Origin of the sequence: Streptomyces prunicolor (assembly GCF_045162825.1) — a bacterium.
Classification (GTDB): domain Bacteria; phylum Actinomycetota; class Actinomycetes; order Streptomycetales; family Streptomycetaceae; genus Streptomyces; species Streptomyces prunicolor.
On record NZ_CP108676.1, the window covers coordinates 9535342 to 9558199 of the forward strand.

Sequence of the window (22858 nt, forward strand, 5' to 3'; positions counted from 1 at the left end):
CGATCGCGATGGCGATGACCGACGCACGCGATGGTGTGGCGGCAGGTGCCCCTAGGGCGGCCGGGCTGCCGTTGCTGGGCAGTGTGCTGGACTTCCGGCGGGACATCCTCCAGGCCATGCACCGGGGGCGCACCGCTCACGGCGACCTGGTCCAGTACCGGCTCGGGCCGGTGACGGTGCACGGCGTGACCAGCCCGGAGCTGGCCGCCGAGGTACTGACCGACAGCGACCGGTTCGGCAAGCTCGGGCCGGACAACCCGTTGCGGCTCGTCCTCGGTGAGGGCCTGCTGACCAGCGACGACCACAAGAGCTGGCTGCGCAACCGGCGGATGATGCAGCCGATCTACACCAAGCAGGCGCTCGCGGGCATGTTCGCGACGATGGGTGTCTCGGCGGCCGAGCAGATCGCGCACATGGGGGACCGCTACCGGACGGGCGCGGTCGTGGACCTGCACACGGAGATGATGCGGGTCACCCTCGACATCGTCAGCCGATGCATGTTCAGCACCGACGTGAGCCGCACCCTGGCCGGGCTCGGACCGGACGCGGTGGACGTCGCGATCAACTACGCCTTCGACCGGCTGCAGAACCCGCTGAGCCCGCCGACGTCCTGGCCGACCCCGCGCAACCGGCGCTTCCATGAGGTCATGCGGGGACTCGACGACCTCATCTACCGGATCATCGCGGAACGCCGACGGCCCGACGCCCCCACCGGCGGCGGAGACCTGCTGGACATGCTGCTGGCCGCCCGCGACGCCGACACCGGCCAGGGGATGACCGACCGGGAGCTGCGCGACGAGGTGATCACCACCTTCGCCGCCGGCCACGAGACCACCGCGATCACCCTCACCTGGGCCTTCTACCTGCTCTCCCGGCACCGCGAGGTGCTGGAGCGGGTCCAGCGCGAGGTGGACGGCGTCCTGGGCGACGACCTCCCCACCCCCGACGACCTCGCGGCGATGCCGTACACCCTGCGGGTCTTCGAGGAGGCCCTGCGGCTCTACCCGTCGGCGCCGATCCTGCCCCGGCTGGTGCGGCGGGACACCGAACTGGGCGGCTACCGGGTGCCGGCCGGGTCACGCGTCCTGGTGAATCTCTACGACATCCACCGGCACCCGCGGCACTGGCCCGACCCCGAGCGCTTCGACCCGGACCGCTTCCTCCCGGAGGCCGGCAAGGGGCGGCACCGCTTCGCCTATCTGCCGTTCGGCGCGGGGCCGCACCTGTGCATCGGGAAGCACTTCGCGCTCATGGAGGCCCATCTGCTGCTGTGCGCCCTGGTGCGCCGCTGGGAGTTCCGCCATGTTCCCTCTCACCGGGTGGTGAACCACGCCACCATCACGCTGCGGCCGCGGTACGGAATGCTGATGACGATGCATCAGCGGACGCCCTCGGCCGCACGCACCGCCCATGTCGCCGGAGAACGGACCTCATGAACGCCGACGCCTCGCTCCTCGACCCCGAGCACATCAACCGGACCCGCTACCGGCCGGGCCAGCGGGCCGGTCACTACGAGAGCTTCTACCAGCGGGGCAACCACCCCACGGAACCCCGCGCGTTCTGGATCCGCTACACCGTGTTCAGCCCCGCGGACATGCCGGAGGCGGCCATCGGCGAGCTGTGGGCGATCTGGTTCGACGGGGTGACCGGTCGGCATGTGGTGGCCAAGGAGGAACACCCCATCGCCGACTGCCACTTCAGCACCGACTCGTTCGGCGCCCGAGTCGGCGACCGCGTGCTGGAACCCGGCAGCCTCAAGGGCGAGGCGAGGGGACCGGACGGCCGGATCGGCTGGGACCTGACGTACACCGGGGACCGGCCGCCGCTGTTCCTGCTGCCGCCGAGGATGTACACGGGCGGGTTCCCCAAGGCGAAGAGCCTGGTCGGCACACCGCTCGCCCGGTACAGCGGCAGCCTGGACGTCAACGGCGAGAGCATCGACATCGACGGCTGGACGGGCAGCCAGAACCACAACTGGGGCAGCCGGCACACCGACCACTACGCCTTCGGGCAGGTCGCCGGCTTCGACGGGGAACCCGACAGCTTCCTGGAGGTCGTCACGGCCCGCGCCAAGCTCGGCCCCGTGCACATCCCGCAGGTCACCTTCCTCGTCCTGCGCCACGACGACCGCGAGTACTCGCTGGTGTCCCTGCGTCAGGCGCTCACCGCGAAGGCGGACTTCGGCTACTTCTACTGGGACTTCGCCACGTCCGACGGCACCGTCGACATCCGCGGCCGGATGACCGCCCCCAAGGAACGGTTCGTGGGCCTCAACTACTACAACCCGCCCGGCGGGATCAAACACTGCCTCAACACGAAGATCGGCTCCTGCACGGTCGAGATCGCCAACCGGGTCACCGGCAAGCGCACCGCGCTCAAGACCGACAGCCGTGCCCTGATGGAGATCCTCACGGACGACCGTGAGCACGGCATCACCATCCGCGCATGAACGGCCGTCCGCGCGTGAGCGGCCCGGTCCCGCTCAGCGAGCGCGTCACGGTCCGGGTGCCGCCGGACACGGCGTACGCCGCCGTCAGCGACGTCACGCGCATGGGGCAGTGGAGTCCGGAGGTCCGCGGCGCCCGTGTGCTGGGCGCCCGCGGGCCCGTGCGCGTGGGCACCCGCTTCGTGGGACTCAACCGCGCCGCGTGGCTGCCCTGGGCCACTCTGTGCACCGTGGTCTCCGCCCGGCCGGGAAGCTGCTTCTCCTTCAAGGTCAGCTTTCTGGGCGTCGCCCTGTCCCAATGGACGTACCGCTTCACGGAGGTGCCCGGGGGATGCGAGGTCACGGAGGAGTGGCTCGACCTGCGGTCGGCGGTCGCCGGACGACTGCTCACCGCCGTCAGCCCGGCGGTCACCGGTGTGGTCCGGCGCCGCGAGCGCAACCGCGCGACGATGCGGGCGACACTGGCCGCCCTCCGGACAGCTCTGGAGGGCGGCTGAGGGGGGAGCCTGGAGGGCGGCTGGGGCAGGGTGCGTGGGCGGACGCGTCAGCGGGACCTACGGCGGTGGTCCAGCAGCAGTGCCATGGCTCCCAGGGCGATCAACCCCGCGTAGGAGGAGCCGCGTTCGCCTCCCAGGGCGGCCGGTGTCCTCGGGTGGTGGACCTGGAGCGCGAACCGCCGGTTGGACGCGTCGGCCAGCAGTCCGCGCAGCTGCTCGGGGCTGGTGGTGGCCGTGACCATCAGGTCCATCGCCGTACGGCCCAGCTGCTCCAGCGAGATGAACTCGCCCAGCAGGGACATCACGATGCCCCGGACCTCGCCCTTGAAGATCTCCGCCAGCGACAGCTCGGGCGCCAGGCAGCGCACCGAGCCTTCGAGGTTGGCGAAGGACTTCCCCAGCAGCGAGATCGAGGGCGCGGAGCCGATGCCCCGCTTCGTGGCCTTCTCCAGCACCGTGGTGAGCGAGACGCCGAAGTTGAGCTCGCCCAGCGAGGCGCTGGAGATCTTGGGGACCAGCGCCGCCATGTCGGCGGCGAACGCCGGCAGGTTCGCCCAGGCGGTGAGTTTCCCCATGTCGGCCCAGGCGCGGGCCAGGCCGTGTCCGTCGTTTTGCGCCAACGCCATGAGCAGCGGCAGCAGTTGGAGGCTGGTCCGCTTGTCCAGGCGTCCGACCATGCCCCAGTCGATCAGGGTCGCGGGGCCCCCGGGCAGCGCGAAGACGTTGCCCGCGTGCGGATCCGCGTGGAACGTCCGCTGCACGAAGTAACCGCGGTACATGAACCGCAGCAGGTCCTTGCCGATGTCGGTGCGCTCGCTGTCGCTGAACGACCTGGGGTCCAGATGCCGTACGGACATGCCGGGAGCCATCGACTGCACCAGCACCCGGGGTGTGGCCGAGAGGACCTCGGGGACGGCCAGGGTGCGGAAGTCGCGGGCCGCCTCCCGGCCCTCCTCCATGTTGCGGGCCTCGCCGGTGAAGTCCAGTTCGGGTTCCATGGCGTCGAAGATCGAGCCCAGCATCGCCTCGACGTCGATGACCTCGTTGAACCGCGGTGCCGCCCGGGCCACGATGCGGGACGCCCGGCGCAGCAGGGCCATGTCCGCCCTTACCGCCTCGCGGATCTCCGGGCGCTGGATCTTCACCACGGCCTCCCGGCCCCCGGGCAGGGTCACCCGGTAGACCTGGGCCAGCGAGGCCGCGCCCAGGGGCTTGGTGGTGTCGATGTCGTCGAACCTGAGCTTCCAGTCGGGGCCGAGATCCTTCTCCAGGACCGGTTCGAACAGGGAGAACGGCTGCACGTCGACCTGGTCGTGCAGGTTCTGGAACTCGGCGATCATCGAGGGCGGCACCATGTCCGGCCGGGTGGAGAGGATCTGGCCGAGCTTCACATAGAACGGGCCCAGGCTCTCCAGGGCCTTCCGTACGGCCCGGGCACGCCGTTGGGCGTCCCCGGCGGCGGATTCCTCATCCTCCGCCGGGGACCGGCCGTTCCCCTTGGATCTGCCGCGTTCCCGCGCCGTGTGACCGACCTCGTCGGCGATCAGACTGCCCAGCACCTTCACGACCAGCCGGAGCCGGTCGCCGATCAAGGTCCTCACGACGCGGGTTCCCTCCTCAGGGTTCTGCGGAAGCCGGCCCGGCGCACCGGGCACGGACCGCGGGTCAACGGCCTTGTGTCAGGACGGCGTCGGTCATCCCTTCTTGGCCGGCGGACGGACTCCGGCACTCGCCGCGACATCACTGATCGCGTCGAGGGAGCTGACCAGCGTGGAGAGCAGGTCGGTCAGCCGGGCGATCTGCTGGGGCAGGGTCGCCAGGGATTCGGCCAGCCCGCCGAGACCGCCCACGGCACCGGGCAGACCCGCTGCCGCACCGGCGAGTTGCCCGAAGGCCGCGAGCGGATTGTTGGAGGAGTTGGACTGGCCGGACAGCCCGGCGAGGGCCGCCGCCGGATGGGTCGCGCCCGCCAGTGCGGCGAGCGGGTTGACGTTCGCGAGTGCGGCCAGGGGGTTCACCGGACCGGAGCCCCGGTCGGAGGAGGCGCCCGCCAGGAGGGCGAGCGGGTTGGCGCCGGCGAGTGCGGCCGCGGGGTTCATGCCGCCGCCGAACGCCACCATCGCCTGCAGTGCCCCGAGGGGCGTCCCGGCCAGGGCCGCCATCGGATTGCCGGAGCCGAACCAGTCCGGGTAGTCGGACTTCCTGGACTTGTTCGGCGGGTCGAGGAAATCGTTGAAGGCCTTGTTGGAACTGTCGGCGATGTCGCCGAGTAAGTTCTTGATGGTGTCCTGCGTGCTCGGTTTGTCAGCCACTTTTTCGGGTGTCCTTCCCTAGGGGCATCATGGAATTCACCAGGATGCCCAACCATTTTTCGGTCATCCGCAGGATTCGCCCAGGGATTGGGTGCACATGTGCCGGAGCCTCGCTCTGCCACGTGTGAAAGCACCCTCGGCGGCCTTTACGGAGATCTGGTTGATGCGGGCGAACTCGGCGATGGAGATCCCATTGGCTCGCGCGAGCATCACCTGCCGCTCCCTGCCGCGGAGCTGGTCGGCCTGCCGGAGCAGCCAGCGACCGAATTCCCGGTCGCAGACGGCTTCCTCCAGCATCTCCGGCTCCCCGTCGGTGATGCGCAGCAGCAGCCGCTGCCAGCGCTCCCGTTCCCGGTAGCTGTCGATGCACAGCCGCATGGCGACCGTGGTCAGGAACGCCCCGAGCCGGTCGCGGTCCAGGTCGCGGTGGGTCGCCGCCCGCAGCATGGCCTCCTGGACGCAGTCCTCGGCGTCATGCAGATTGGGCAGCCGGCGGCGCACCAGACGCAGGAGGCGCTCGCGATGCTGAAGGACTTCAGTCCAGAAAGAATCGCGGCATAAGTGCATGCGTATCACCAATGATCGAACGAAAGAATGCTCCCGGCGATTGGGTTCACGCATGCCCGCGTGCGACGAAAATCCCCTCCACTCTTTCCACCCCCTCGCCCTTCCTTTTCATTCTTTGTTGGAAGCAACGGCTTTCTGCCCTGGGGGGAGGTGGTTAACCCGCCCATCACACCCTTCCTTCGTTTGAATGAGAAAATGAGGAGAGATAACATTATCTTCGCGTTGGTCGGTCGACGTGGCCGGTACGTCCGGCAACCCGGGGGGACCCTTGTCTGGATACGACGACCCGAGGGGCGTTTACACAGATGAGAGCGGGGTCTTGCAACGTGGGCCAATCGGTCCTACGTCGCCGTCGCGCGGGCCGCGCCCACCAGTGCGGCGTCCCCTGCTGAGGCGGCGGGTTTCACCGTACGAGTACGCCGCGCGCCAGCAACAAGAGGGGCGTCCGGTGTCCAACCCCCGGCCGCGAGACCAACGGACAGGGCGGGGGCGACGAGGTCCCAGGAGCGGGCCATGGAGCCCCCGACCACCAGGGCGGTCGCGTCGAAGTCCGCCATGCGTGGGGCCAGCGCGATGCCCAGTCCGGTGAAGGCGTCGTCCAGTACCCGCCGGGCCCGCTCTTCGCCCGCTCTGGCTCGCCCGGCGATGTCGCGGACATCGGCGGCGGGGTCACCGTAGCGGGAGAGGATCGCCCGGCGGGAGACGGTGGCCTCCAGTGGCCGGCCGTCGATCTCGGTGAGGTCCATCCGGCCCTCGGGCGGTATGCCGGGACCGGTGTCGTGGATGAGGCCGTCGGCGAGAAACGCGGAGCCGACGCCGGTGCCGAGCGTGATGCCCACGGCGCGGCGGTGCCCGCGGACACTGCCCGCGGACCACTCGCCGGTCAGGAAGGCGTGGGCGTCGTTGAGGAACACGACGTCGCCGGGACGCTGCCGCAGTCCATGGAGGAGTGCTCGCCGCACGTCCATCCCGTACAGGGCCTCGAACTTGCCCACGCCCCTGAAGAGGGCGATCCCCCTCGCATAGTCGAAGGGTCCGGGCACCGCCACGCCCCACCGTGCACCAACAGGCACCGACAGCCCGTCGGCGCAGTGTCGTACGGCGGCGAGGATGGCGTCGGCAGCGCCGTCCGCGTCGAGCGGCTCGCGCGTACGGCTGGAGACGCGGCCGTCGCGCGGGTCGACGAGCGCCGCGGTGACGTGCGTGCCGCCGATCTCCAGGACAGGGATCAACGGACCAGCGCCTTCACGACCCGCACCGGGCCGCCACCGGTCGCCGCTCGCAGGGTGTACCCGCCGACCGCGGCCGGCACGGTGAGCGTCTCCGCGTAGGAGAGTTCGTGGCGGTCTCCGGCCGCCGTGTGCACCGTCACGCCGTCCCCCTCCACCACGTTCAGGATGTGGAACTGTCCCTCCGTGTCGTCGGTCGCCTCGGCCCCGGCGTCGAGCACGAACCTCCTGACCTCGTAGAACATCTCGGCCAGGTCGCCGATGACCTCCTCCCGCCAACCCGTGCCCTCGCGCAGGGTGCGCGGCCTCTGCACCAGGTCACGGGCGACGGCCGCGCCGCGTCGTCCGGTCTCCAGGTTGGCGAACCCGTGCTCGTAGGGGAGGGGGCGCGGGGTGCCGTCGGTGCCGGGACGCAGCCAGTCATAGAACCTCAGGCTGTACAGATAGGGGGTGGCGCTGATCTCCAGCACGAGGTTGCCCGCGCCGCTCGCGTGCGGGGTGCCCGCCGGGATCATGAACAACTGGCCCTGTTCGGCGGGGAAGGCGAGGACGTGATCCGCGGGGTTCATCGGTACTCCGTCGGTGATGGACCGTTCCACCTCCTTGCGGAAGACGTCCACGTCGGCGTCCTCGCGCAGACCGAGGAACACCTTGGTGTCGGTGCTGCCGAGGGTGAGGTAGTACGTCTCGTGCTGGGTGTACGCCCAGCCGAAACGCTCGCGCATGTACGACTCCTTCGGGTGGCAGTGCACGGAGAGGCTGCCGCCGCCGACGGTGTCCAGGTAGTCGAAGCGGATCGGGAAGGATGTGCCGAAGCGGGCGTGCTCCTGTGCCCCCAGCACGCTCAACGGCTCCAGCACGCACAGGAGTTGGAACGGCACTTCGGCCTGCGCCTCCGGTCCGGTGCCGATGAGGATGCCGGCCTCGGGTGCGATCAGTTCGTAACCGAGCGCGGTGTTGCGTGAGTCGGGGTTGAAGCCGAGCTCGCGTTGGGCCCAATGGCCGCCCCAGGGAGTGGAGTTGAAGTACGGGCGGGTGCGGACGGGCTTGCGGGCCAGGGCGCCGTACGTGGCGCGCAGGCCCGCTCCGTCGATCCATGCCGGGTGGTCGGAGTGTTGCAGGTCGAGCCAGGCGTCGAGGCGGTGGGCGAGCGCGTCGCGGTGCCGGTCGAGCATCGGCCAGTCGATGTAGAACAGCCTTCTGAAGTCGGGCTTCTCGTCCGGCAGTCCGAGGTTGGCGCCCTGCTCACCCGCGCCGACGGCGGCTTCCGCGTAGCGCTTGGGCACATCGGCGTACCAGAGCAGGTCGTGCTCCACGAGGGCGGCGCCGGGGCCGTAGACGAGGAGCAGTCCTGCCTCTGGGGGTGCGGGTGCAGGGAGGGTCTCGAAGAGGTCGTCGAGGGGGTTGTCGGCGAGTTTGCGGAAGTAGGGGTCGTCCGCGTCCGCCGGGTGCTCGGTACGGCTCCTGACGTGTGCCGGGGGTGCGTAGTGGCTCCGTATGTCGAGCAGGGTGACCGGGGTGCCGCGGTCGGTCAGCTCGCGTTCGAGGCGGTCGGCGAGGAGGGGCCAGTCGACGGACGGGGGGCCGTCGATGGCCAACACTGCTGGACTGTCCGGGAGTTGGGAGGTCACTGCCTGCCATCCCGTGTGGAGGACGGCTTGCGGGGCGGGGGCGTAGCGCGGATCTAGCCGGTACACACGGTCTCCTCTGCGGACAGGGCGGCAGTGCTCATTCCTTGCTCGATCCGGCGAGCATCCCGGACACCAGGGTGCGCTGCGAGAAGACGAAGAGCACCAGCACCGGAAGGATGGCGACGATGATGGCGAGGGCGAGTTCGGGGATGGTGACGTTCAGTCCGGCGCCGGCGACGGGGTTGAACGACGGTGTGGAGGTGAGGAGTTGGTTCAGGCCCACCTGGACGGGGAACTGCTCGCTGTTCGGCAGGACCAGGTAGGGCAGGAAGAAGTTGTTCCAGTTGCCCACGAAGCTGAAGAACGCGACCAGTCCGACCACCGGTTTGGCGAGCGGGAGCGCGATGCGCGCGAAGAGCTGCCACTCCGTGCAGCCGTCGATGCGCGCGGCGGACAGCAGGTCCCTGGGGAGGCTGCTCCCGAAGTAGATGTAGACCAGGTACACGCCGAACGGATAGAAGGAGAAGGGGAGTATCACCGACCAGATGGTGCCGATGAGATGGAAGCGGTTGAGTTCCAGGAAGATCGGCAGCACCAGGGTGGCCTGCGGCATGATCATGGTGACCAGGGTGATCACGAGGAGTGTCTTGCGCCCCCGGAACTTCGTCAGCGCCAGCGCGTAGCCGGCCGGAACACTGACGGCCAGCGTCAGGACGAGTGAACCGCCCGAGTAGATGGCCGAGTTGAGCAGCCACCTCGTCATGGCGCCGTCCTGGAAGGCGAACAAGTGCCGCCAGGCGGTGCCTATTTGGTGGAACGAGCCGAAGGAGAGCGGGTTGTCCCGCACCACCTCGCCGGCGGTCTTCGACGGGGCCAGCAGCAGCCAGATCACCGGCAGCACGAAGAACACCAGGAGGAAGGCCAGGAGGAGTCCAACGACCAGGAAGGGAAGGCTCCTTGACGGGCGGGCGCGTCGCCTCACGGCCGTCAGGAAGGGAGTCGTCTGTGTCATTTCTCGTCCAACTTGAACAGGTTCGAGCGAGCGACCAGGAGGCCGGCGGCGAGGAGGCCCACGGCGAGGAGGACGACGGAGATGGCCGCGGCGCCGTTGAAGTCGCCCTGCTGAAAGGCGTAGACGTAGGCCAGTTGGTTGGGTGACCAGGTGGGGCTCACCCTGCCGAGGCTGGCGGTCTGGAGAAGTTGGGGCTCCACGAACAACTGGGTGCCCGTCGCGAAGGCCATGATCGCCATGTAGACGATCCACTGCCGGATCATCGGGATCTGGATGTGCCAGGCGGTGCGCCACGGGCCCGCGCCGTCCACGCGGGCCGCTTCCAGCACCTCGTCGGGGATGTTGTTCAACGCCCCGTACATCACGACCATCCAGCCGCCGGCGCCGGTCCAGAAGGCGATCAGCATGAGGATCAGCGGCAGGTTGCCGGGCGCCAGGACGGCGGCGAACGTCTTGAACCCCAGGGCCGTGAGCAGCCAGGACACCGGGCTGACGTCGGGATCCAGCATGAACAGCCAGACCAGCACGCTCGCCACTCCGGCGAGGGCGCCCGGGATGTAGTAGAGGAAGCGGAAGAGCGCCGAGGTGCCCGGACGGACACGGCTGCGCAGGACCACGGCGGTCAGCACGACCAGGACGACGAGCGTCACCAGCCACAGGACCAGATAGAGCAGCATGTGGGTGAAGGCCGGGGCGAAGCGGTAGTCCTGGATGACCTTCGTGAACTGGTTGAGCCCGGTGAACTGGCCCCGGTCGTTGGTGAGCGACAGGTAGAACGCGTACCCGGTGGGGAAGACGCCGAACGCGAGCAGCAGCAGCGCGTAGCCCGCGACGAAGAAGTAGCCCGCGCGACCGCCGCCCGTGCGCCGCGGCGTGGTGCCGCGGCGCACGGGGGAGACGGCGACGCGCTCGGTCTCCAGCAAGGTCACTGATCGACCACCTTGTAGCCCTGGCTCTTGGCCTCGTTGGCGATCTCCTGCTGCCAGGCCGGTAGCGTCTCGGTGAGGCTCTTTCCGGCGGTCAGAGCCGGGAGGACGACGCTGGACCAGGCGGTGGAGTCCGAGAACCTGGTGTTCGACCAGCCCGTCCACACCTCGTTCGCGGCCTGCTCGAACGCCCCGCTCACATCATTGGCGAAGTAGTCCTTGTTGGCCGGGTTCGCGAGCCAGGCCTTCGCGGCCTGGGCGTAGGCCGGGTAGGTGGGCGCGGTGGCCTGGTTCGCGTCGGAGGTGGTCAGCCAAGTGACCAGATCCGAGGACGACTTGAGGTTGGCACTGTGCGAGGACACCATCCACGCACCGCCGCCGACGTTGCCCGTGGCGGCCGTGCTCTCGCCCTTCCAGGTCAGCGGCGCCGCCGCGGCGATCTGCTTGGCGGGGGTCTTGAAACCGGCCTTGAAGAGGTACTGGCCGTACCAGGACGGGCCGTACGCCATCAGCACCTTGCTGCCGCTGTTCTTGGCGAAGCCCTGGCTGAAGAAGCCCTGCGTGGCGATGGCCTTGGCGCTGATCAGGTTGTCCAGCAGCTTCGCCATCCGGGTGCACTTCGGGTCTTGCAGATCAGTGCGCAGGGTGTCCGGCTTCGTCAGGCTGAACGCCGGGCACTGGCCCGACCAGAAGTACGACTCATGGGAGTTGGTGTCGCCGACCGAGCCGACGAGGTAGCCCGGGTGTTCCTTGGCGACCTTCGTGCCGAGGGCCTCGTAGTCCTCCCATGTGGTGGGGACCTGGTAACCCCACTTGTCCATAAGGGACTTGTTGTACCAGAGGACGACCTGCGCGATGTCGTTGCGCATGCAGTAGGTGTGGCCGTTGAACTGACAGGGCGTCAGGGAGCCCTTGGCGAAGCCGTCGAGGGTGCTCTGCGGGACGAGTTTCTCGTCCAGGGGCGCGGCGAACGGCTGCGCACCGGGCTTGGTGGGCTCCGACGCCCAGGTCACGTCGGTCGGATTGCCGAACACCACGTCCGGCCAGCCGCTGCCGGTCCGGTCGAACAGCTGCACCTTCGACTGCAGATACGTCGATCCGTCGGCCCCGCCGTCGTACGTGACGACCTTCATCTTCACGTCCGGGTGCGCCTTCTGGTACGCCTGCACCGACGGCAGCCGGGTCGAGTCGGCCCACACCGTGATCTGTGAACTCGCCTTCTGCGCAACCGGCTTGAACGCCGACTGCTTGGCGGAGGAAGGGGTGGTGGTGTCGGCGCTGGCGCAGCCGGCCAGGGCGGCCGCGGTGGCCAGGGACAGCGTGACGGCGGCCGCGCGGAGCAGCGAGTGACGTCGGCCGGTTCTCCGAGATCGGGAAGACTCCATCGTCTTGCCTTGCCTTTCTGTTCTCGCGCCGCTCAGCGCGGTTGCTCGACGAACGGCAGGAGTTGGCTGCCGTAGCCGAAATCGAGGGGGAGGGCTATGCCGGGCCCCGTGGGGGCGTGCACCAGGCCCTGGTCGTCCACGTGGCGTTCTCGGACGACGTTCACCGAGGTCACCAGGGACTCGTAGTAGGTGGTGTTGGAGATGGCCATGCACAGGTGGTGGTTGGGAATGTCCGAACCGTGCACCTCGGCCCGCAGCCGGTAGGCGTCGGCGAGATGCGCGGTGCGCATGGCGCCGGTGACGCCGCCCCGGAGGGTGGTGCCGGTCCGGACACCGAAGGTGGCGGCACCGGCCCGGATGAAGTCCGCCGCGTTCATGTGCGCTCCGTCGGAGGTCTCGGCCACCAGAAGCGGTACGTCGACGGTTTCGGCGAGCCGCTGATAGGCCGAGATGCTGAACTCGCGCATCGGCTCCTCGTACCAGAGGTAGTCGGCCTCGGAGAGCGCCCGCCCCAGCCGGATCGCGTCGGGCAGGTCGAAACCCGCCGAACCGTCGTACATGAGAGGGACGTTGGGACCGACGTGGTCACGCAGGGCCAGGCACAGCTCGGCGTCGCGGCGGGCGTCGCCCCAGGCGTGCAGCTTGATGCCTCGGTAGCCCAACTCCAGGCACTGGTCCGCCACGTCGAGGAACTCCGCGATGCCGGCGAACGTCGAGGTGGAGGCGTAGGCGGGGATGGCGTCCCGGTAACCGCCGAGCAGGCGCCAGACCGGTTCGCCGTGGTAGCGGCCGGCCAGGTCCCACAGGGCGATGTCGATCAACCCCAGGGTGGGGAGCGGGAGTTCGTGGATACGGTCCAGCTCCCACACCCGGTGCCACAGCCACTCCCGCTGGAACGGGTCGGCTCCGAGCAGTTCCGCACGGAAGACCCGGTCCACCAGGTCCCGCAGGGTGGAGTAGGCGCCGGGGCGGGCGAACACCGCCACGCCCTCGGCACCCTCGTCCGTCCCGATGTGCAGGACGGCGCCGTCGCCCACCGGAGCGCTTCCGCTCAGCCCGTCGCGCCAGCGGAAGGGCGGACTGGCTGCCGGAACATCGATCCGGTGCACTTCGACATGGGTGATCTTCATCCTGGCTTTCGTCTTCTGTAGGGAGAAAGGTTTCGGCTCGGCGGCGGAGCACTCGGCAGCGCAGTACGAAGCGGAGCACTCGGCAGCGCGGTACTCGGGCGCGGAGTGCTCAGAAGCCGCCGTACGCCTGGAGCGCGTAGACGCTGCCGCCGTTCCCGCCGGAACCGGTGACGGTCAGGCGCAGGAAGCGTGCGGTGACGGGGGTGTCGGCGAAGGAGTAGACGGTCGACGACGAGGTGGCGTCGGCGGTGTGGTCCTCGAACACGGACCAGGTCGTGCCGTCGGTGGAGTACTCCAGTCGGTACTTGTAACCGCCGGACAACTCGAAGGTGGTCACCACGCTGGAGACGCTGGTGTCCTTGCCCAGGTCGACCTGGATCCAGGACGGGTCGGGCAGGCCCGCGCCCTGTGCCCAGCGGGTGGAGAGACTCCCGTCCACCGCCTTCTCGGGTGCGTAGTCGTTGGAGTACGACGACGAGGCGGTGACCGGCTTGTTCAGGGCCAGGTCGTGGTCGGCCGGTGTCGTGACGACAGCCGCCTTGCTGGGGTCGGAGGCGTTGAGCGCCTCGTCGCGTGCCACGACGGTGAAGGAGTACGAGGTGTCGGCGGTGAGGCCGGAGACACGCAGGGTCGTGGCGTCGGTGACAGCGATCCGCTTGCCGTCCTGGTAGACGACGTAGCTGGTCACGCCGGTGTCGTCGGTGGCCGCGGGCCAGCTGACGTCCAGCAGACCGGGCAGCAGCGGCTTGACCGTGGGCTGTCCGGGAGCGGTCGGGGCCGTGTGGTCCGTGCCGGTTCCGGGCGTGCCGTAGACCTGGACGTCGTAGATGCTGCCGCCGTTCCAGCTGGAGCCGGTGACGGTCAGTCGTACGAAGCGGCCCGCGACCGGGGTGTCCGTGTGGGCGTAGTCGGTCGCCGCCGTGGTGTTCGTGGCGGTGCGGTCCGCGAGGGTCTTCCAGTGGACCTCGTCGGGGGAGACCTCGATGCGGTACTTGTAGCCGCTTGCCTTCTCGAAGGTCGTGATCGCGCCGTTCACGTCGTACGACGCACCGAGGTCGACCTGGATCCAGGACGGGTCGGGGAGGCCGAGGCCCTGGGCCCAGCGGGTGGAGAGGTCTCCGTCCACCGCCTTCGCCGGGGTGTTGTCCTCCGAGTACGACGACGCGGTGATCGGCTTCTTGAGGGCGAGGTCGGTGCCCGAGGGCATGGTGACGCGCAGGGTCGGGCTGGGAGCGGACTCGTTGCCGGCGGCGTCACGGGCGGTGATCTGGAAGGTGTAGGACTTCCCGGCGGTCAGGCCCGGCAGGCGCACCGAGGTCTTGCCGGTCGCGCTGATCAGCTTGCCGTCGCGGTAGACGGAGTAGCCGGTGACGGCGGTGTCGTCGGTGGACGCGGGCCAGGTGAGGTCCGCGATGGTCGGGAAGTCGGTGACCGCGCTCGGAGCACCGGGGGTGCTGGGTGCCTGGTGGTCGGGGACGGCGGGGTTCGGGTCGAGGTGGCGGTAACTCGGCTGCAGGCCCGCGTTGTTGACGATGGAAGCGGGCAGTTGGGCGCAGGAGTCCACGGTGGTGTTGCCGGTGATGGTGCTGCCCGTGCTGTTGGCCTGGGCGGAGTAGGCGGGCTGGGTGGTGTAGTTGCCCGTGGCGTCGATGTCCATGCCGTGGTTGAGGAACAGCCACTGGTAGGCGATGTCGCACAGGGCGTTGCCGGTGTTCGTCCAGTACCGGCTGCCTTCGTCGTGGTAGATCGCGCCGTAGGCGGGCGGCGGTGTGCCGTGGATGTAGTTGCCGGACACCACACCGCCGGGGTTGGAGCTCAGCGTGTAGATGGCACCGCCGTCGGCCTGCGACTTCATGATGTCGTAGATCTCGTTGTCCGTGACCTCGGTGTCCCGGCTGGTTGTCGGGGTGTCCCAGATCGGAACGCCCAGATTTCCCGGGTAGTTGGTGTCGCCGCCCTGGTCGGTGAGGCCCCAGCCCCAGCCGACGGAGATGCCGGTGTAGGGCAGGTCGTAGACCTTGTTGTGGGTGATCGTGGTGTGGTCGGTGTAGCCGGCCAGGATGCCGATGGAGCCGTTGTACTGGTCGGCGACCTTGGTGACCACGTTGTTGGCGACCCTGGTGTCCTTGGTGATGTCCCGGGGGTCGTCGGGGTGGGCGTCGATCACCTCGACCCCGCCTATCTGGATGCCGGTGGCGGCGATCTGGCGGAAGACGTTGCCCGTGATGTCGGTGCCCTGGGTGCCGGTGTTCAAGTTCAGCCCGACTGCGCCGAGTTGGGTGAAGGTGTTGTCCTCGAAGTCGATCCCGTGGCCGTAGTCGACGTTGACGGCACCCGGCGTCTTCTGCCACTTCAGGCGGGTCGCGTCGAAGTCCGGGTCGTTGCCGACCATCCGGAAACCGGCCTGGCCCTCGATGAGGCCCTCGGACGAACTGGGCGCGAGCCAGGTGGAGTTGGAGAAGGTGATGCCCTCGAAGGACACGTCGCTGACCGGGGCGGTCCTGGTGCCGTTGAGATTCACCAGGTCCTGCACCAGCGGCACGGTGACGTTCGCGGTGGACAGGTTCTGGCCGGCCTTGGGCATGTAGTAGATCTCGCCCGCGCCCTTGTCCAGGTACCACTCACCGGGGGTGTCCAGCAGCTCGCGGGCGTTCTCCAGCCAGGTCGGGTTCTGGATCTCCTGGCCCTGCTGAAGATGCGCGTTGTGCCAACAGGGCTGCTGCATCGTCATCTTGTAGTCGGCGATCGACTGCACGGGGCAGCGCATCAGCTTCCAGCCCCAGGAGTTGACGACCTCCAGGTCCGACGGACGCTTGTAGGTGTTGAGGCTGGAGTCCGTGAAGGCGTAGCCGGTGGACGTCTGGCTGAAGCCGGCGGGGTTCTTGCCGCTGCGCGCCCGGGTCTCCAACTCGCCGTCCACATACAGCTGTCGGGTGTCGAAGTCGCCCACCTTGGCCTTGTAGACCTTCCCCGCCGAGTCGGCCGGGGTCCAGCCGGTGATCTGCTTGCCCCCGCTGATCACCGGGTGCGCGCCGGGGGCGGCCTCGTAGAAGATCCGGTGTCCGTCGCGGCCGGAGTCCCGGGCGGTCAGGGCGAACGTACGGCTGAGTTGGTAGGTGCCGGACAGGAGCCGGACATGGATGTCGCCCTCGGCCTTCTGCTTGACGTCGCGCACGTAGTCCCGCGCGTGGTCGAGGGTCTTGAAGGGGTGGGCGGCGGTACCTGATCCCACGTCCCGGCCGGTCGGGGAGACATAGACATTCAGGTCCGACGACCGGGGAGCCGCCTGGGCCGGCCCGGCATTCAGCAGGGCGGCCACAACGGCCACCGAGCAGGCGGCCGTGAAACTTCTTCGCAGCGGCACGAGGGCGCCCCTGCGCGCAGACGGATGAGACACACGTATCCAATCGCCTGAGGGAGGTTGATACCTGCAAGTCCCGGTCGTCCACCGGGACTTGCAGGGCGTCGGGCGGCCCGATCGCCGTGCGGCGGCACATGCGGGGTCGGCCGGTCTACGGGGCTGCCGAGCCGCCGTGGACGGCGGTGGAGCCCCGGCACTGCCACCTATCGAGAGCGCCCCGGAGGTCCTTCGGGGGCCTCCTGAGCGTCGGTGCTGAACAGTCGGTCGCGGATCTTCCGCTCGAACTGGCTCTGCGTGGTGCCGATGTGTTCCACCATCAGCCGCTCGGCGAGATCGGCCGCCCCCGCGGCGACCGCCTCCGCTATGGCCACATGCTGGTGCGCGGCGACTTCCAGCGATCCGGGCACGTCACCGTGGAAGAGCAGCACGTCGGACTGGGACGCCAGGCGCCGCACACCGGCGACGCTCGCCCTGAGGAACACGTTGTGCGAGGCGGCCCCCACCGAGTCGTGGAAGGCCGCGTCCGCCTTGGCGAAGGTGTCCACGTCGTTCATCGTGGCCGCCGTCAGGGAACTCTCCGCGCTCTCCCGGATGGCCCGGACCTCGATCGGGGTCGCGTGGGAGGCGGCACGGCGTGCTGTCTCCGACTCGATCACCTTGCGGTAGTCCAGAAGCATCCGGACGTCTTCCATGCCGGTCGGCCGGAAGTGCGAGAGCTCGTCGTCCAGCAGCCCGCCGACCGAGGCGGCGACGAAGATACCTGCGCCGCGCCGCACTTGGAGCCGGCCGATGGCGGCCAGCACCTTCACGGCCTCCCGGGTCACGTTGCGGGATGCTCCCAGGATCTCGGCCAGGCCCTGTTCGGTGGGGAGGCGGTCGCCGGGCCGCAGGTTCTGCTGGGCGATGTACTCCAGCAGCTGCTCCGCGACCAGTTCGTACCCCGGACGGTAGGCCGGTGTTGAGTCACCCAAGGCGAACCCCTCTTGCGTCACGAATGAATCAGGTTCATTTTCCGCGGCCAATATGGCACTGCCGTGGTGAGTTGGGAAGAGGTCGGACAGATCTCGGTGTGCAGCCCTGCGAGGATGCTGACAAAGACGAATGAACTACGCATGTCTGTCGGGGTGTTGCACGAAATGGATCCCATCCTTAGGGTCCTGCCTGCTGGATGAAGCAGATCCTTCTCTGTGCGGTGAGAGCCGTGGAAGCGGGAACCTCGTGAGAGCAGACCCACTCGGCCGTACCAGCGTCCAGGTCGGCACGCTGGGATTCGGCGCCGCCCCCATCGGCAACCTCTACGGCCCGATCGACGACCGCCAGGCACAGGCCACCCTCGACGCCGCCTGGGACATAGGGGTGCGCTACTACGACACCGCCCCGCACTACGGCCTCGGCCTGTCCGAACGGCGGCTCGGCGACGCCCTCGCCCACCGCCCACGAACGGAGTTCACCCTCTCCACGAAGGTCGGCCGACTGCTGGAACCCAACCCGGCACCCACCGGATCCGATCTGCCGGCAGGAGGCTTCGCCGTACCCGACACACTGATCCGCCGCCCCGACTACTCACGGGACGGCGTCCTGCGAAGTCTCGAAGGCAGCCTGAAACGCCTGCGGTTGGACCAGGTGGACATCGTCTACGTCCATGATCCCGACGACCACTTGGACGCTGCCCTAGGCCAGGCCCTGCCCACGCTGATCGCGCTGCGCGACCAAGGTGTCATCGGTGCCGTCGGCGTCGGTGCGAACACGGTCGCCCCGCTGCTGCGTGTCGTCGCGGAGGCGGACGTCGACGCCGTGATGGTGGCCGGGCGGTGGACCCTCCTCGACCGCACCGCTCGCCCGTTGCTGGACGCGTGTGCCGAACGCGGGGTCTCGGTGGTGGCCGCCGCGCCGTTCAACTCCGGTCTGCTGAGCCGTCCTTCCCCCTCGGCTGACGCCACCTTCGACTACGGCCCCGCGTCGGATTCGGCACTGCGTCGTGCTCGGCTTCTCGCCGAGGTGTCTGGTCGGCACGGCGCCGAACTCCCGCACGCCGCCCTGCGGTTCCCGCTGCGCGACCCCGGCGTGGCCTGCGTGGTCGCGGGTTTCCGTACCCCTGAGGAGGTTGTGTCCGCCGCCAGTTGGGCGGCCACGGATCTGGCCGAGGAAGCATGGCGGGACCTCGACACGGCAGCCGCACAGGCCGCGAACGTCCCGCCCTCGTAGCAGCGGCTGAAACAGCAACGATGTCGCCGAAGCCGAAGCCGAAGCCGAAGCCGAAGCCGAAGCCGAAGCCGAAGCCGAAGCCGAAGCCGAAGCCGAAGCCGAAGCCGAAGCCGAAGCCGAAGCCGGGTCGCAGTCCGACCCCGGGTCACAGGGTGACGGTCTTGTACTCCACATACTGCGCGAGCCCAACTGCCCCGTATTCACGGCCGATTCCGCTGGCCTTGTAACCGCCGAAGGGGCCGTCGAAGGCGATGGGCGCCCCGTTCACGGTGACCGTGCCGGTGCGCAGGCGGCGGGCTACGGCGAGCGCGCGGGCCTGGTCGGCTGACCACACCCCGCCGGAGAGGCCGTACTCCGAGTCGTTGGCGATCCGTACGGCGTCGTCCTCGCCGTCGTAGGGGATGACGACGAGGACCGGTCCAAAGATCTCCTCCTGGGCGATCCGCATCGAGTTGTCCACGTCGGCGAAGACGGTCGGGGTGACGTAGTTGCCGCCTTCGAGGCCGGGCGGGACCTGGGGGCCGCCGGTGACGAGGCGGGCGCCTTCCTTGATGCCGAGCTCGATGTAGTCGCGCACGCGCTGCTGCTGGTCGGGGCGGACCATCGGGCCGATGAAGGTGTCGGGGTCGCTCGGGTCGCCGACCTTGAGCGACTCGACAAGGTTCTTCAAGGCGGAGACGATCTCGTCGTAGCGGCTGCGCGGTGCGAGGACGCGGGTCTGTGCGATGCACGCCTCGCCGTTGTTGAGCAAGGACGCGAACTTCAGTCCCTGTACGGCCTGTTGGACGTCCGCGTCGTCGAGGATGACGGCGGCCGACTTGCCGCCCAGCTCCAGGCTGACCCGCTTCAGCTGCTCACCCGCGATGGACGCGATCCTGCGGCCGGCCCCGGTCGAGCCGGTGAACGCGATCTTGTCCACGCCGGGGTGCGACACCAGGTACTCGCTGGTCTCGCGGTCGGCGGGCAGGACGCTGATCACGCCCTCCGGCAGGTTGGACCGTTCCAGGAGTTCGGCGAGGAAGCCCATGCTGAGCGAGTTCTCGGGGGACACCTTGAGGACGACCGTGTTCCCGGCCAGCAACGCTGGGATGACCTTGGCCAGGGCCGCGGAGAACGGGGAGTTCCACGGGATGACGGCGGCCACGACACCGATGGGTTCGCGGCGCAGCACGCTTCGGGTGGGGGAGTCGGGGTCGGACGGGGTCAGGGTCTCTTCCCAGCCCAGCTCCTCGGCCGCCTTGAGGTAGGCGCCCGCCTGCCGCCCGAGTCCCGGTTGTCCGGCCAGCGTGAACCAGTTGGCCGAACCGTTTTCCGCCGAGATCAGCGCCGCGATCTTCTCGGCGTCGGCCTCGCGCAGGGCGTTGAGCCTCCGGATGACGGCGATGCGTTCCGCGGGTGCGGTGCGCGGCCAGGGCCCCTCGTCGAAGGCGGCGCGGGCTGCGGCCACGGCCCGGTCGATGTCGGAGGGGCGGGCCTGCGCGGCGCGGCCGATCACCGTGCGGTCGTGCGGCGACCGGATGTCGAGCAGTTCGGGGCTGCTTGGAACGGTCCACGAACCCGCGATGAAGAGTCGGTCGTAGGTGATCATGTGCTCTCTCCCGTGGAGTCCAAGGGTGACTATTTCCATTAACTGTCACTTCAATGTAGCACTTATCCGTGACACCGCCCCAGATGTGTGGTGGTAGCGGGCTATACTTCGCTGTGTGAGAGCCGACGCGGTACGCAACCTCGAAGCCGTCCTGACGACCGGAGCGCGCATGCTCGCCGCCGATCCGGGCGCGAGCATCGCCGCCATCGCCGCCGAGGCGGGAGTCGACCGGCGCACCGTCTACCGGCGGTTCGCCTCCCGCGAGGAACTGCTGGCGGCCATCTATGAGGCCCGCGTCGAGGCCATCGAGCGGGCCGTCGAGGACGCCAGGCTGCGCGAGGCGCCCGTCGCCGTCGCGCTGCACCGGTACGTCGAGGGCATCATCGGCGTCAATCGCAAGTGGCCCGTGGAACTCACCCGGATGAAGGCCGACGAGGCGATCCGCGATCGGCGTGACGCCTTGATCCGGGAGGTTGACGCCTTCTTGGAACGTTCCACCGGCGAGGGCCTCCTGCGCGCCGACATCCCGGCGGCGTGGGCGAGTTCACTGCTGCCGCAGCTCATGCACCTGGCCTCGCAGCAACTACCCGATCTCGGCGTGGCCCAGGCGGCCGACATGGTCGTGGACACCTTTCTGCGGGGGCTCGGCGGCCGGTGATGTCAGCGGTGCCCGCCTCTCCGAATCCTTGACCCCCGTACGACCCTCCGTGATGCTGTGTTGCGGCACGCGCGAAGCGTGCCGCAATGAGCAACGATCTGAGCGATGTTTCGAGTGACGTTCCGCTCAGCTCTCTTACCAGCGGAGGAGTGGCCATGACGCATCAGGTCCGTGCTGTCGTCGCGCGGGGGAAGGGTGCCCCCGTCAGCCTGGAGACGATCGTCGTCCCTGACCCCGGCCCGGGCGAGGCGCTGGTGAAGGTCGAGGCGTGCGGGGTCTGCCACACCGATCTGCACTATCGCGAGGGCGGTATCAACGACGACTTCCCGTTCCTGCTCGGGCATGAGGCCGCAGGCGTAGTGGAGTCGGTGGGGGAGGGCGTCACCGATGTCGCCCCCGGCGACTTCGTGATCCTCAACTGGCGTGCCGTGTGCGGGAATTGCCGGGCCTGTCGGCGCGGACGGCCGCAGTACTGCTTCAACACCCACAACGCGAAGCAGAAGATGACCCTGCTCGACGGCACCGAACTCTCGCCCGCCCTCGGCATCGGTGCCTTCGCCGAGAAGACCCTGGTCGCGGCCGGCCAGTGCACCAAGGTGGACCGGGCCGCGTCGGCTGCCGCCGCCGGGCTGCTCGGCTGCGGCGTGATGGCCGGCATCGGCGCGGCCATCAATACGGGCAACGTCGGGCGTGGTGACACGGTCGCGGTCATTGGGTGCGGTGGCGTCGGTGACGCGGCGATCGCCGGGTCCCGGCTCGCGGGTGCGGCGCGGATCATCGCCGTCGACATCGACGACCGGAAACTGGAGAAGGCCCGCTCGCTGGGCGCCACGCACACCGTGAACTCCAAGGAGTCCGACGCCGTCGAGGCCATCCGTGAACTGACCGGCGGCTTCGGCGCCGATGTCGTCATCGAGGCGGTCGGCCGCCCGGAGACGTACAAGCAGGCGTTCTACGGCCGTGATCTCGCCGGGACGGTCGTCCTCGTCGGCGTTCCCACCCCCGAGATGAAGCTCGAACTCCCGCTTCTCGACGTGTTCGGGCGCGGCGGCTCGCTCAAGTCGTCCTGGTACGGCGACTGCCTGCCCTCCCGCGACTTCCCCATGCTGATCGACCTCTATCTCCAGGGGCGGCTGGATCTGGACGCCTTCGTCACGGAGACCATCGCGCTGGAGGACGTCGAGAAGGCCTTCGAGCGGATGCACGGCGGCGATGTGCTGCGTTCGGTGGTGGTGTTCTGATGGCCGCGCGTATCGAACACCTCGTCACCGCAGGGCAGTTCACGCTCGACGGGGGTACCTGGGACGTCGACAACAACGTCTGGATCATCGGAGACGACACCGAGGCCGTCGTCATCGACGCCGCCCACGACGCCGACGCCATCGCGGATGCGGTCGGCGACCGCCGACTCCTCGCCGTCATCTGCACCCACGCCCACAACGACCACATCGACGCCGCGCCCGAACTCGCCGACCGCACCGGCGCGACGATCTGGCTGCACCCCGACGACCTGCCGCTGTGGAAACAGACCCACCCGGATCGGGCGCCCGGCGGTGAGCTGGCAGACGGGCAGGTCGTGGTGGTCGCCGGGGTCGAGCTGACCGTGCTGCACGCGCCCGGCCACGCACCCGGAGCCGTCTGCCTGTACGTGCCCGCGCTGAACGCCCTCTTCAGCGGCGACACCCTCTTCGCGGGCGGGCCGGGGGCCACGGGGCGGTCGTACTCCCACTTCCCGACCATCGTCGACTCCATCCGGGACCGGCTGCTCGGTCTGCCGGGGGACACCGTCGTATACACCGGGCATGGGGATACGACGACCGTCGGCGCCGAGGCTCCGCATCTTCAGGAGTGGATCGACCGCGGGTTCTGAGCCCTGCACGGTGTTGCTGATGGCGCGCGATGTTGCGTGAA

At 69.0% G+C, this 22858-nt stretch carries 19 protein-coding genes; 7 read left to right on the forward strand and 12 right to left on the reverse strand.

Annotated elements, in window-relative coordinates:
• Nucleotides 1-14: 14 nt before the first annotated feature.
• From OG588_RS43245 to OG588_RS43255, 3 genes are read left to right on the forward strand one after another with little or no spacing between them, the layout of a single operon-like run.
• A complete protein-coding gene (locus OG588_RS43245; protein ID WP_405952024.1) occupies nucleotides 15-1436 on the forward strand; it encodes a cytochrome P450 in 1422 nt (473 codons plus the stop codon).
• Entirely contained in the window at nucleotides 1433-2449 is a 1017-nt protein-coding gene (locus OG588_RS43250; RefSeq protein ID WP_405952025.1) for a hypothetical protein, read from the forward strand. The genes OG588_RS43245 and OG588_RS43250 overlap by 4 nt, the downstream gene beginning before the upstream one ends.
• Nucleotides 2446-2943 carry an SRPBCC family protein gene (locus OG588_RS43255; protein ID WP_405952026.1) on the forward strand — a complete coding sequence of 166 codons (498 nt, stop codon included), beginning with the start codon at nucleotides 2446-2448 and terminating at the stop codon, nucleotides 2941-2943. The genes OG588_RS43250 and OG588_RS43255 overlap by 4 nt, the downstream gene beginning before the upstream one ends.
• Nucleotides 2944-2990: 47 nt before the next feature.
• On the opposite strand, the gene OG588_RS43260 is transcribed toward OG588_RS43255, so the two are convergent.
• The 11 genes from OG588_RS43260 to OG588_RS43310 all read right to left on the reverse strand — a co-directional run bounded on the left by OG588_RS43260 (nucleotide 2991) and on the right by OG588_RS43310 (nucleotide 17467).
• A complete protein-coding gene (locus tag OG588_RS43260; RefSeq protein ID WP_266864702.1) occupies nucleotides 2991-4544 on the reverse strand; it encodes an AarF/ABC1/UbiB kinase family protein in 1554 nt (517 codons plus the stop codon).
• Nucleotides 4545-4637: 93 nt separating this feature from the next.
• Nucleotides 4638-5255: a hypothetical protein gene (locus OG588_RS43265; protein WP_405952027.1), complete on the reverse strand. Its 618-nt coding sequence runs from the start codon at nucleotides 5253-5255 to the stop codon at nucleotides 4638-4640.
• Nucleotides 5256-5318: 63 nt separating this feature from the next.
• Complete coding sequence (locus OG588_RS43270) at nucleotides 5319-5822, reverse strand: RNA polymerase sigma factor (protein ID WP_405952028.1); 504 nt, start codon at nucleotides 5820-5822, stop codon at nucleotides 5319-5321.
• A 341-nt stretch (nucleotides 5823-6163) separates the two neighbouring features.
• On the reverse strand, nucleotides 6164-7054 hold the full coding sequence (locus tag OG588_RS43275; RefSeq protein ID WP_405952029.1) for an ROK family protein: 891 nt from the start codon (nucleotides 7052-7054) through the stop codon (nucleotides 6164-6166).
• The gene (locus OG588_RS43280) at nucleotides 7051-8748 is read right to left on the reverse strand and encodes a class I mannose-6-phosphate isomerase (RefSeq protein WP_405952030.1); all 1698 of its coding nucleotides are present in this window, start codon (nucleotides 8746-8748) and stop codon (nucleotides 7051-7053) included. The genes OG588_RS43275 and OG588_RS43280 overlap by 4 nt, the downstream gene beginning before the upstream one ends.
• 31 nt (nucleotides 8749-8779) lie before the next feature.
• Entirely contained in the window at nucleotides 8780-9694 is a 915-nt protein-coding gene (locus OG588_RS43285) for a carbohydrate ABC transporter permease (protein ID WP_405952031.1), read from the reverse strand.
• On the reverse strand, nucleotides 9691-10623 hold the full coding sequence (locus tag OG588_RS43290; RefSeq protein ID WP_405952032.1) for a carbohydrate ABC transporter permease: 933 nt from the start codon (nucleotides 10621-10623) through the stop codon (nucleotides 9691-9693). The genes OG588_RS43285 and OG588_RS43290 overlap by 4 nt, the downstream gene beginning before the upstream one ends.
• Nucleotides 10620-12005 carry an ABC transporter substrate-binding protein gene (locus tag OG588_RS43295; RefSeq protein WP_405952033.1) on the reverse strand — a complete coding sequence of 462 codons (1386 nt, stop codon included), beginning with the start codon at nucleotides 12003-12005 and terminating at the stop codon, nucleotides 10620-10622. Before OG588_RS43295 ends, OG588_RS43290 begins: the two co-directional genes overlap by 4 nt.
• Nucleotides 12006-12037: 32 nt before the next feature.
• Complete coding sequence (locus OG588_RS43300; protein ID WP_405952034.1) at nucleotides 12038-13135, reverse strand: enolase C-terminal domain-like protein; 1098 nt, start codon at nucleotides 13133-13135, stop codon at nucleotides 12038-12040.
• Between the two features lie 109 nt (nucleotides 13136-13244).
• On the reverse strand, nucleotides 13245-16499 hold the full coding sequence (locus OG588_RS43305) for a discoidin domain-containing protein (protein ID WP_405952035.1): 3255 nt from the start codon (nucleotides 16497-16499) through the stop codon (nucleotides 13245-13247).
• A gap of 200 nt (nucleotides 16500-16699) precedes the next feature.
• Entirely contained in the window at nucleotides 16700-17467 is a 768-nt protein-coding gene (locus OG588_RS43310) for a FadR/GntR family transcriptional regulator (protein WP_405952036.1), read from the reverse strand.
• 247 nt (nucleotides 17468-17714) lie between these two features.
• Here OG588_RS43310 and OG588_RS43315 point away from each other — a divergent pair, with 247 nt between their 5' ends.
• The gene (locus OG588_RS43315) at nucleotides 17715-18701 is read left to right on the forward strand and encodes an aldo/keto reductase (protein ID WP_405952037.1); all 987 of its coding nucleotides are present in this window, start codon (nucleotides 17715-17717) and stop codon (nucleotides 18699-18701) included.
• Nucleotides 18702-18846: 145 nt separating this feature from the next.
• On the opposite strand, the gene OG588_RS43320 is transcribed toward OG588_RS43315, so the two are convergent.
• Nucleotides 18847-20289: an aldehyde dehydrogenase gene (locus tag OG588_RS43320; protein ID WP_405952038.1), complete on the reverse strand. Its 1443-nt coding sequence runs from the start codon at nucleotides 20287-20289 to the stop codon at nucleotides 18847-18849.
• 169 nt (nucleotides 20290-20458) lie between these two features.
• Here OG588_RS43320 and OG588_RS43325 point away from each other — a divergent pair, with 169 nt between their 5' ends.
• The 3 genes from OG588_RS43325 (at nucleotide 20459) to OG588_RS43335 (ending at nucleotide 22817) form a co-directional block, all read left to right on the forward strand.
• The gene (locus OG588_RS43325) at nucleotides 20459-20947 is read left to right on the forward strand and encodes a TetR/AcrR family transcriptional regulator (RefSeq protein ID WP_405953359.1); all 489 of its coding nucleotides are present in this window, start codon (nucleotides 20459-20461) and stop codon (nucleotides 20945-20947) included.
• Between the two features lie 155 nt (nucleotides 20948-21102).
• Nucleotides 21103-22188 carry an S-(hydroxymethyl)mycothiol dehydrogenase gene (locus OG588_RS43330; RefSeq protein ID WP_405952039.1) on the forward strand — a complete coding sequence of 362 codons (1086 nt, stop codon included), beginning with the start codon at nucleotides 21103-21105 and terminating at the stop codon, nucleotides 22186-22188.
• Nucleotides 22188-22817 carry an MBL fold metallo-hydrolase gene (locus OG588_RS43335; protein WP_405952040.1) on the forward strand — a complete coding sequence of 210 codons (630 nt, stop codon included), beginning with the start codon at nucleotides 22188-22190 and terminating at the stop codon, nucleotides 22815-22817. The genes OG588_RS43330 and OG588_RS43335 overlap by 1 nt, the downstream gene beginning before the upstream one ends.
• Nucleotides 22818-22858: the final 41 nt, after the last annotated feature.

What these genes read in the sequence shown, in the direction of transcription:
- OG588_RS43250 (WP_405952025.1), top strand. Translation starts at nt 1,433, where the DNA reads ATGAACGCCGACGCCTCGCTCCTCGACCCCGAGCACATCAACCGGACC.
- OG588_RS43285 (WP_405952031.1), bottom strand. Translation starts at nt 9,694, where the DNA reads ATGACACAGACGACTCCCTTCCTGACGGCCGTGAGGCGACGCGCCCGC.
- OG588_RS43295 (WP_405952033.1), bottom strand. Translation starts at nt 12,005, where the DNA reads ATGGAGTCTTCCCGATCTCGGAGAACCGGCCGACGTCACTCGCTGCTC.
- OG588_RS43270 (WP_405952028.1), bottom strand. Translation starts at nt 5,822, where the DNA reads ATGCACTTATGCCGCGATTCTTTCTGGACTGAAGTCCTTCAGCATCGC.
- OG588_RS43245 (WP_405952024.1), top strand. Translation starts at nt 15, where the DNA reads ATGACCGACGCACGCGATGGTGTGGCGGCAGGTGCCCCTAGGGCGGCC.
- OG588_RS43320 (WP_405952038.1), bottom strand. Translation starts at nt 20,289, where the DNA reads ATGATCACCTACGACCGACTCTTCATCGCGGGTTCGTGGACCGTTCCA.
- OG588_RS43255 (WP_405952026.1), top strand. Translation starts at nt 2,446, where the DNA reads ATGAACGGCCGTCCGCGCGTGAGCGGCCCGGTCCCGCTCAGCGAGCGC.
- OG588_RS43335 (WP_405952040.1), top strand. Translation starts at nt 22,188, where the DNA reads ATGGCCGCGCGTATCGAACACCTCGTCACCGCAGGGCAGTTCACGCTC.
- OG588_RS43300 (WP_405952034.1), bottom strand. Translation starts at nt 13,135, where the DNA reads ATGAAGATCACCCATGTCGAAGTGCACCGGATCGATGTTCCGGCAGCC.
- OG588_RS43325 (WP_405953359.1), top strand. Translation starts at nt 20,459, where the DNA reads ATGCTCGCCGCCGATCCGGGCGCGAGCATCGCCGCCATCGCCGCCGAG.
- OG588_RS43330 (WP_405952039.1), top strand. Translation starts at nt 21,103, where the DNA reads ATGACGCATCAGGTCCGTGCTGTCGTCGCGCGGGGGAAGGGTGCCCCC.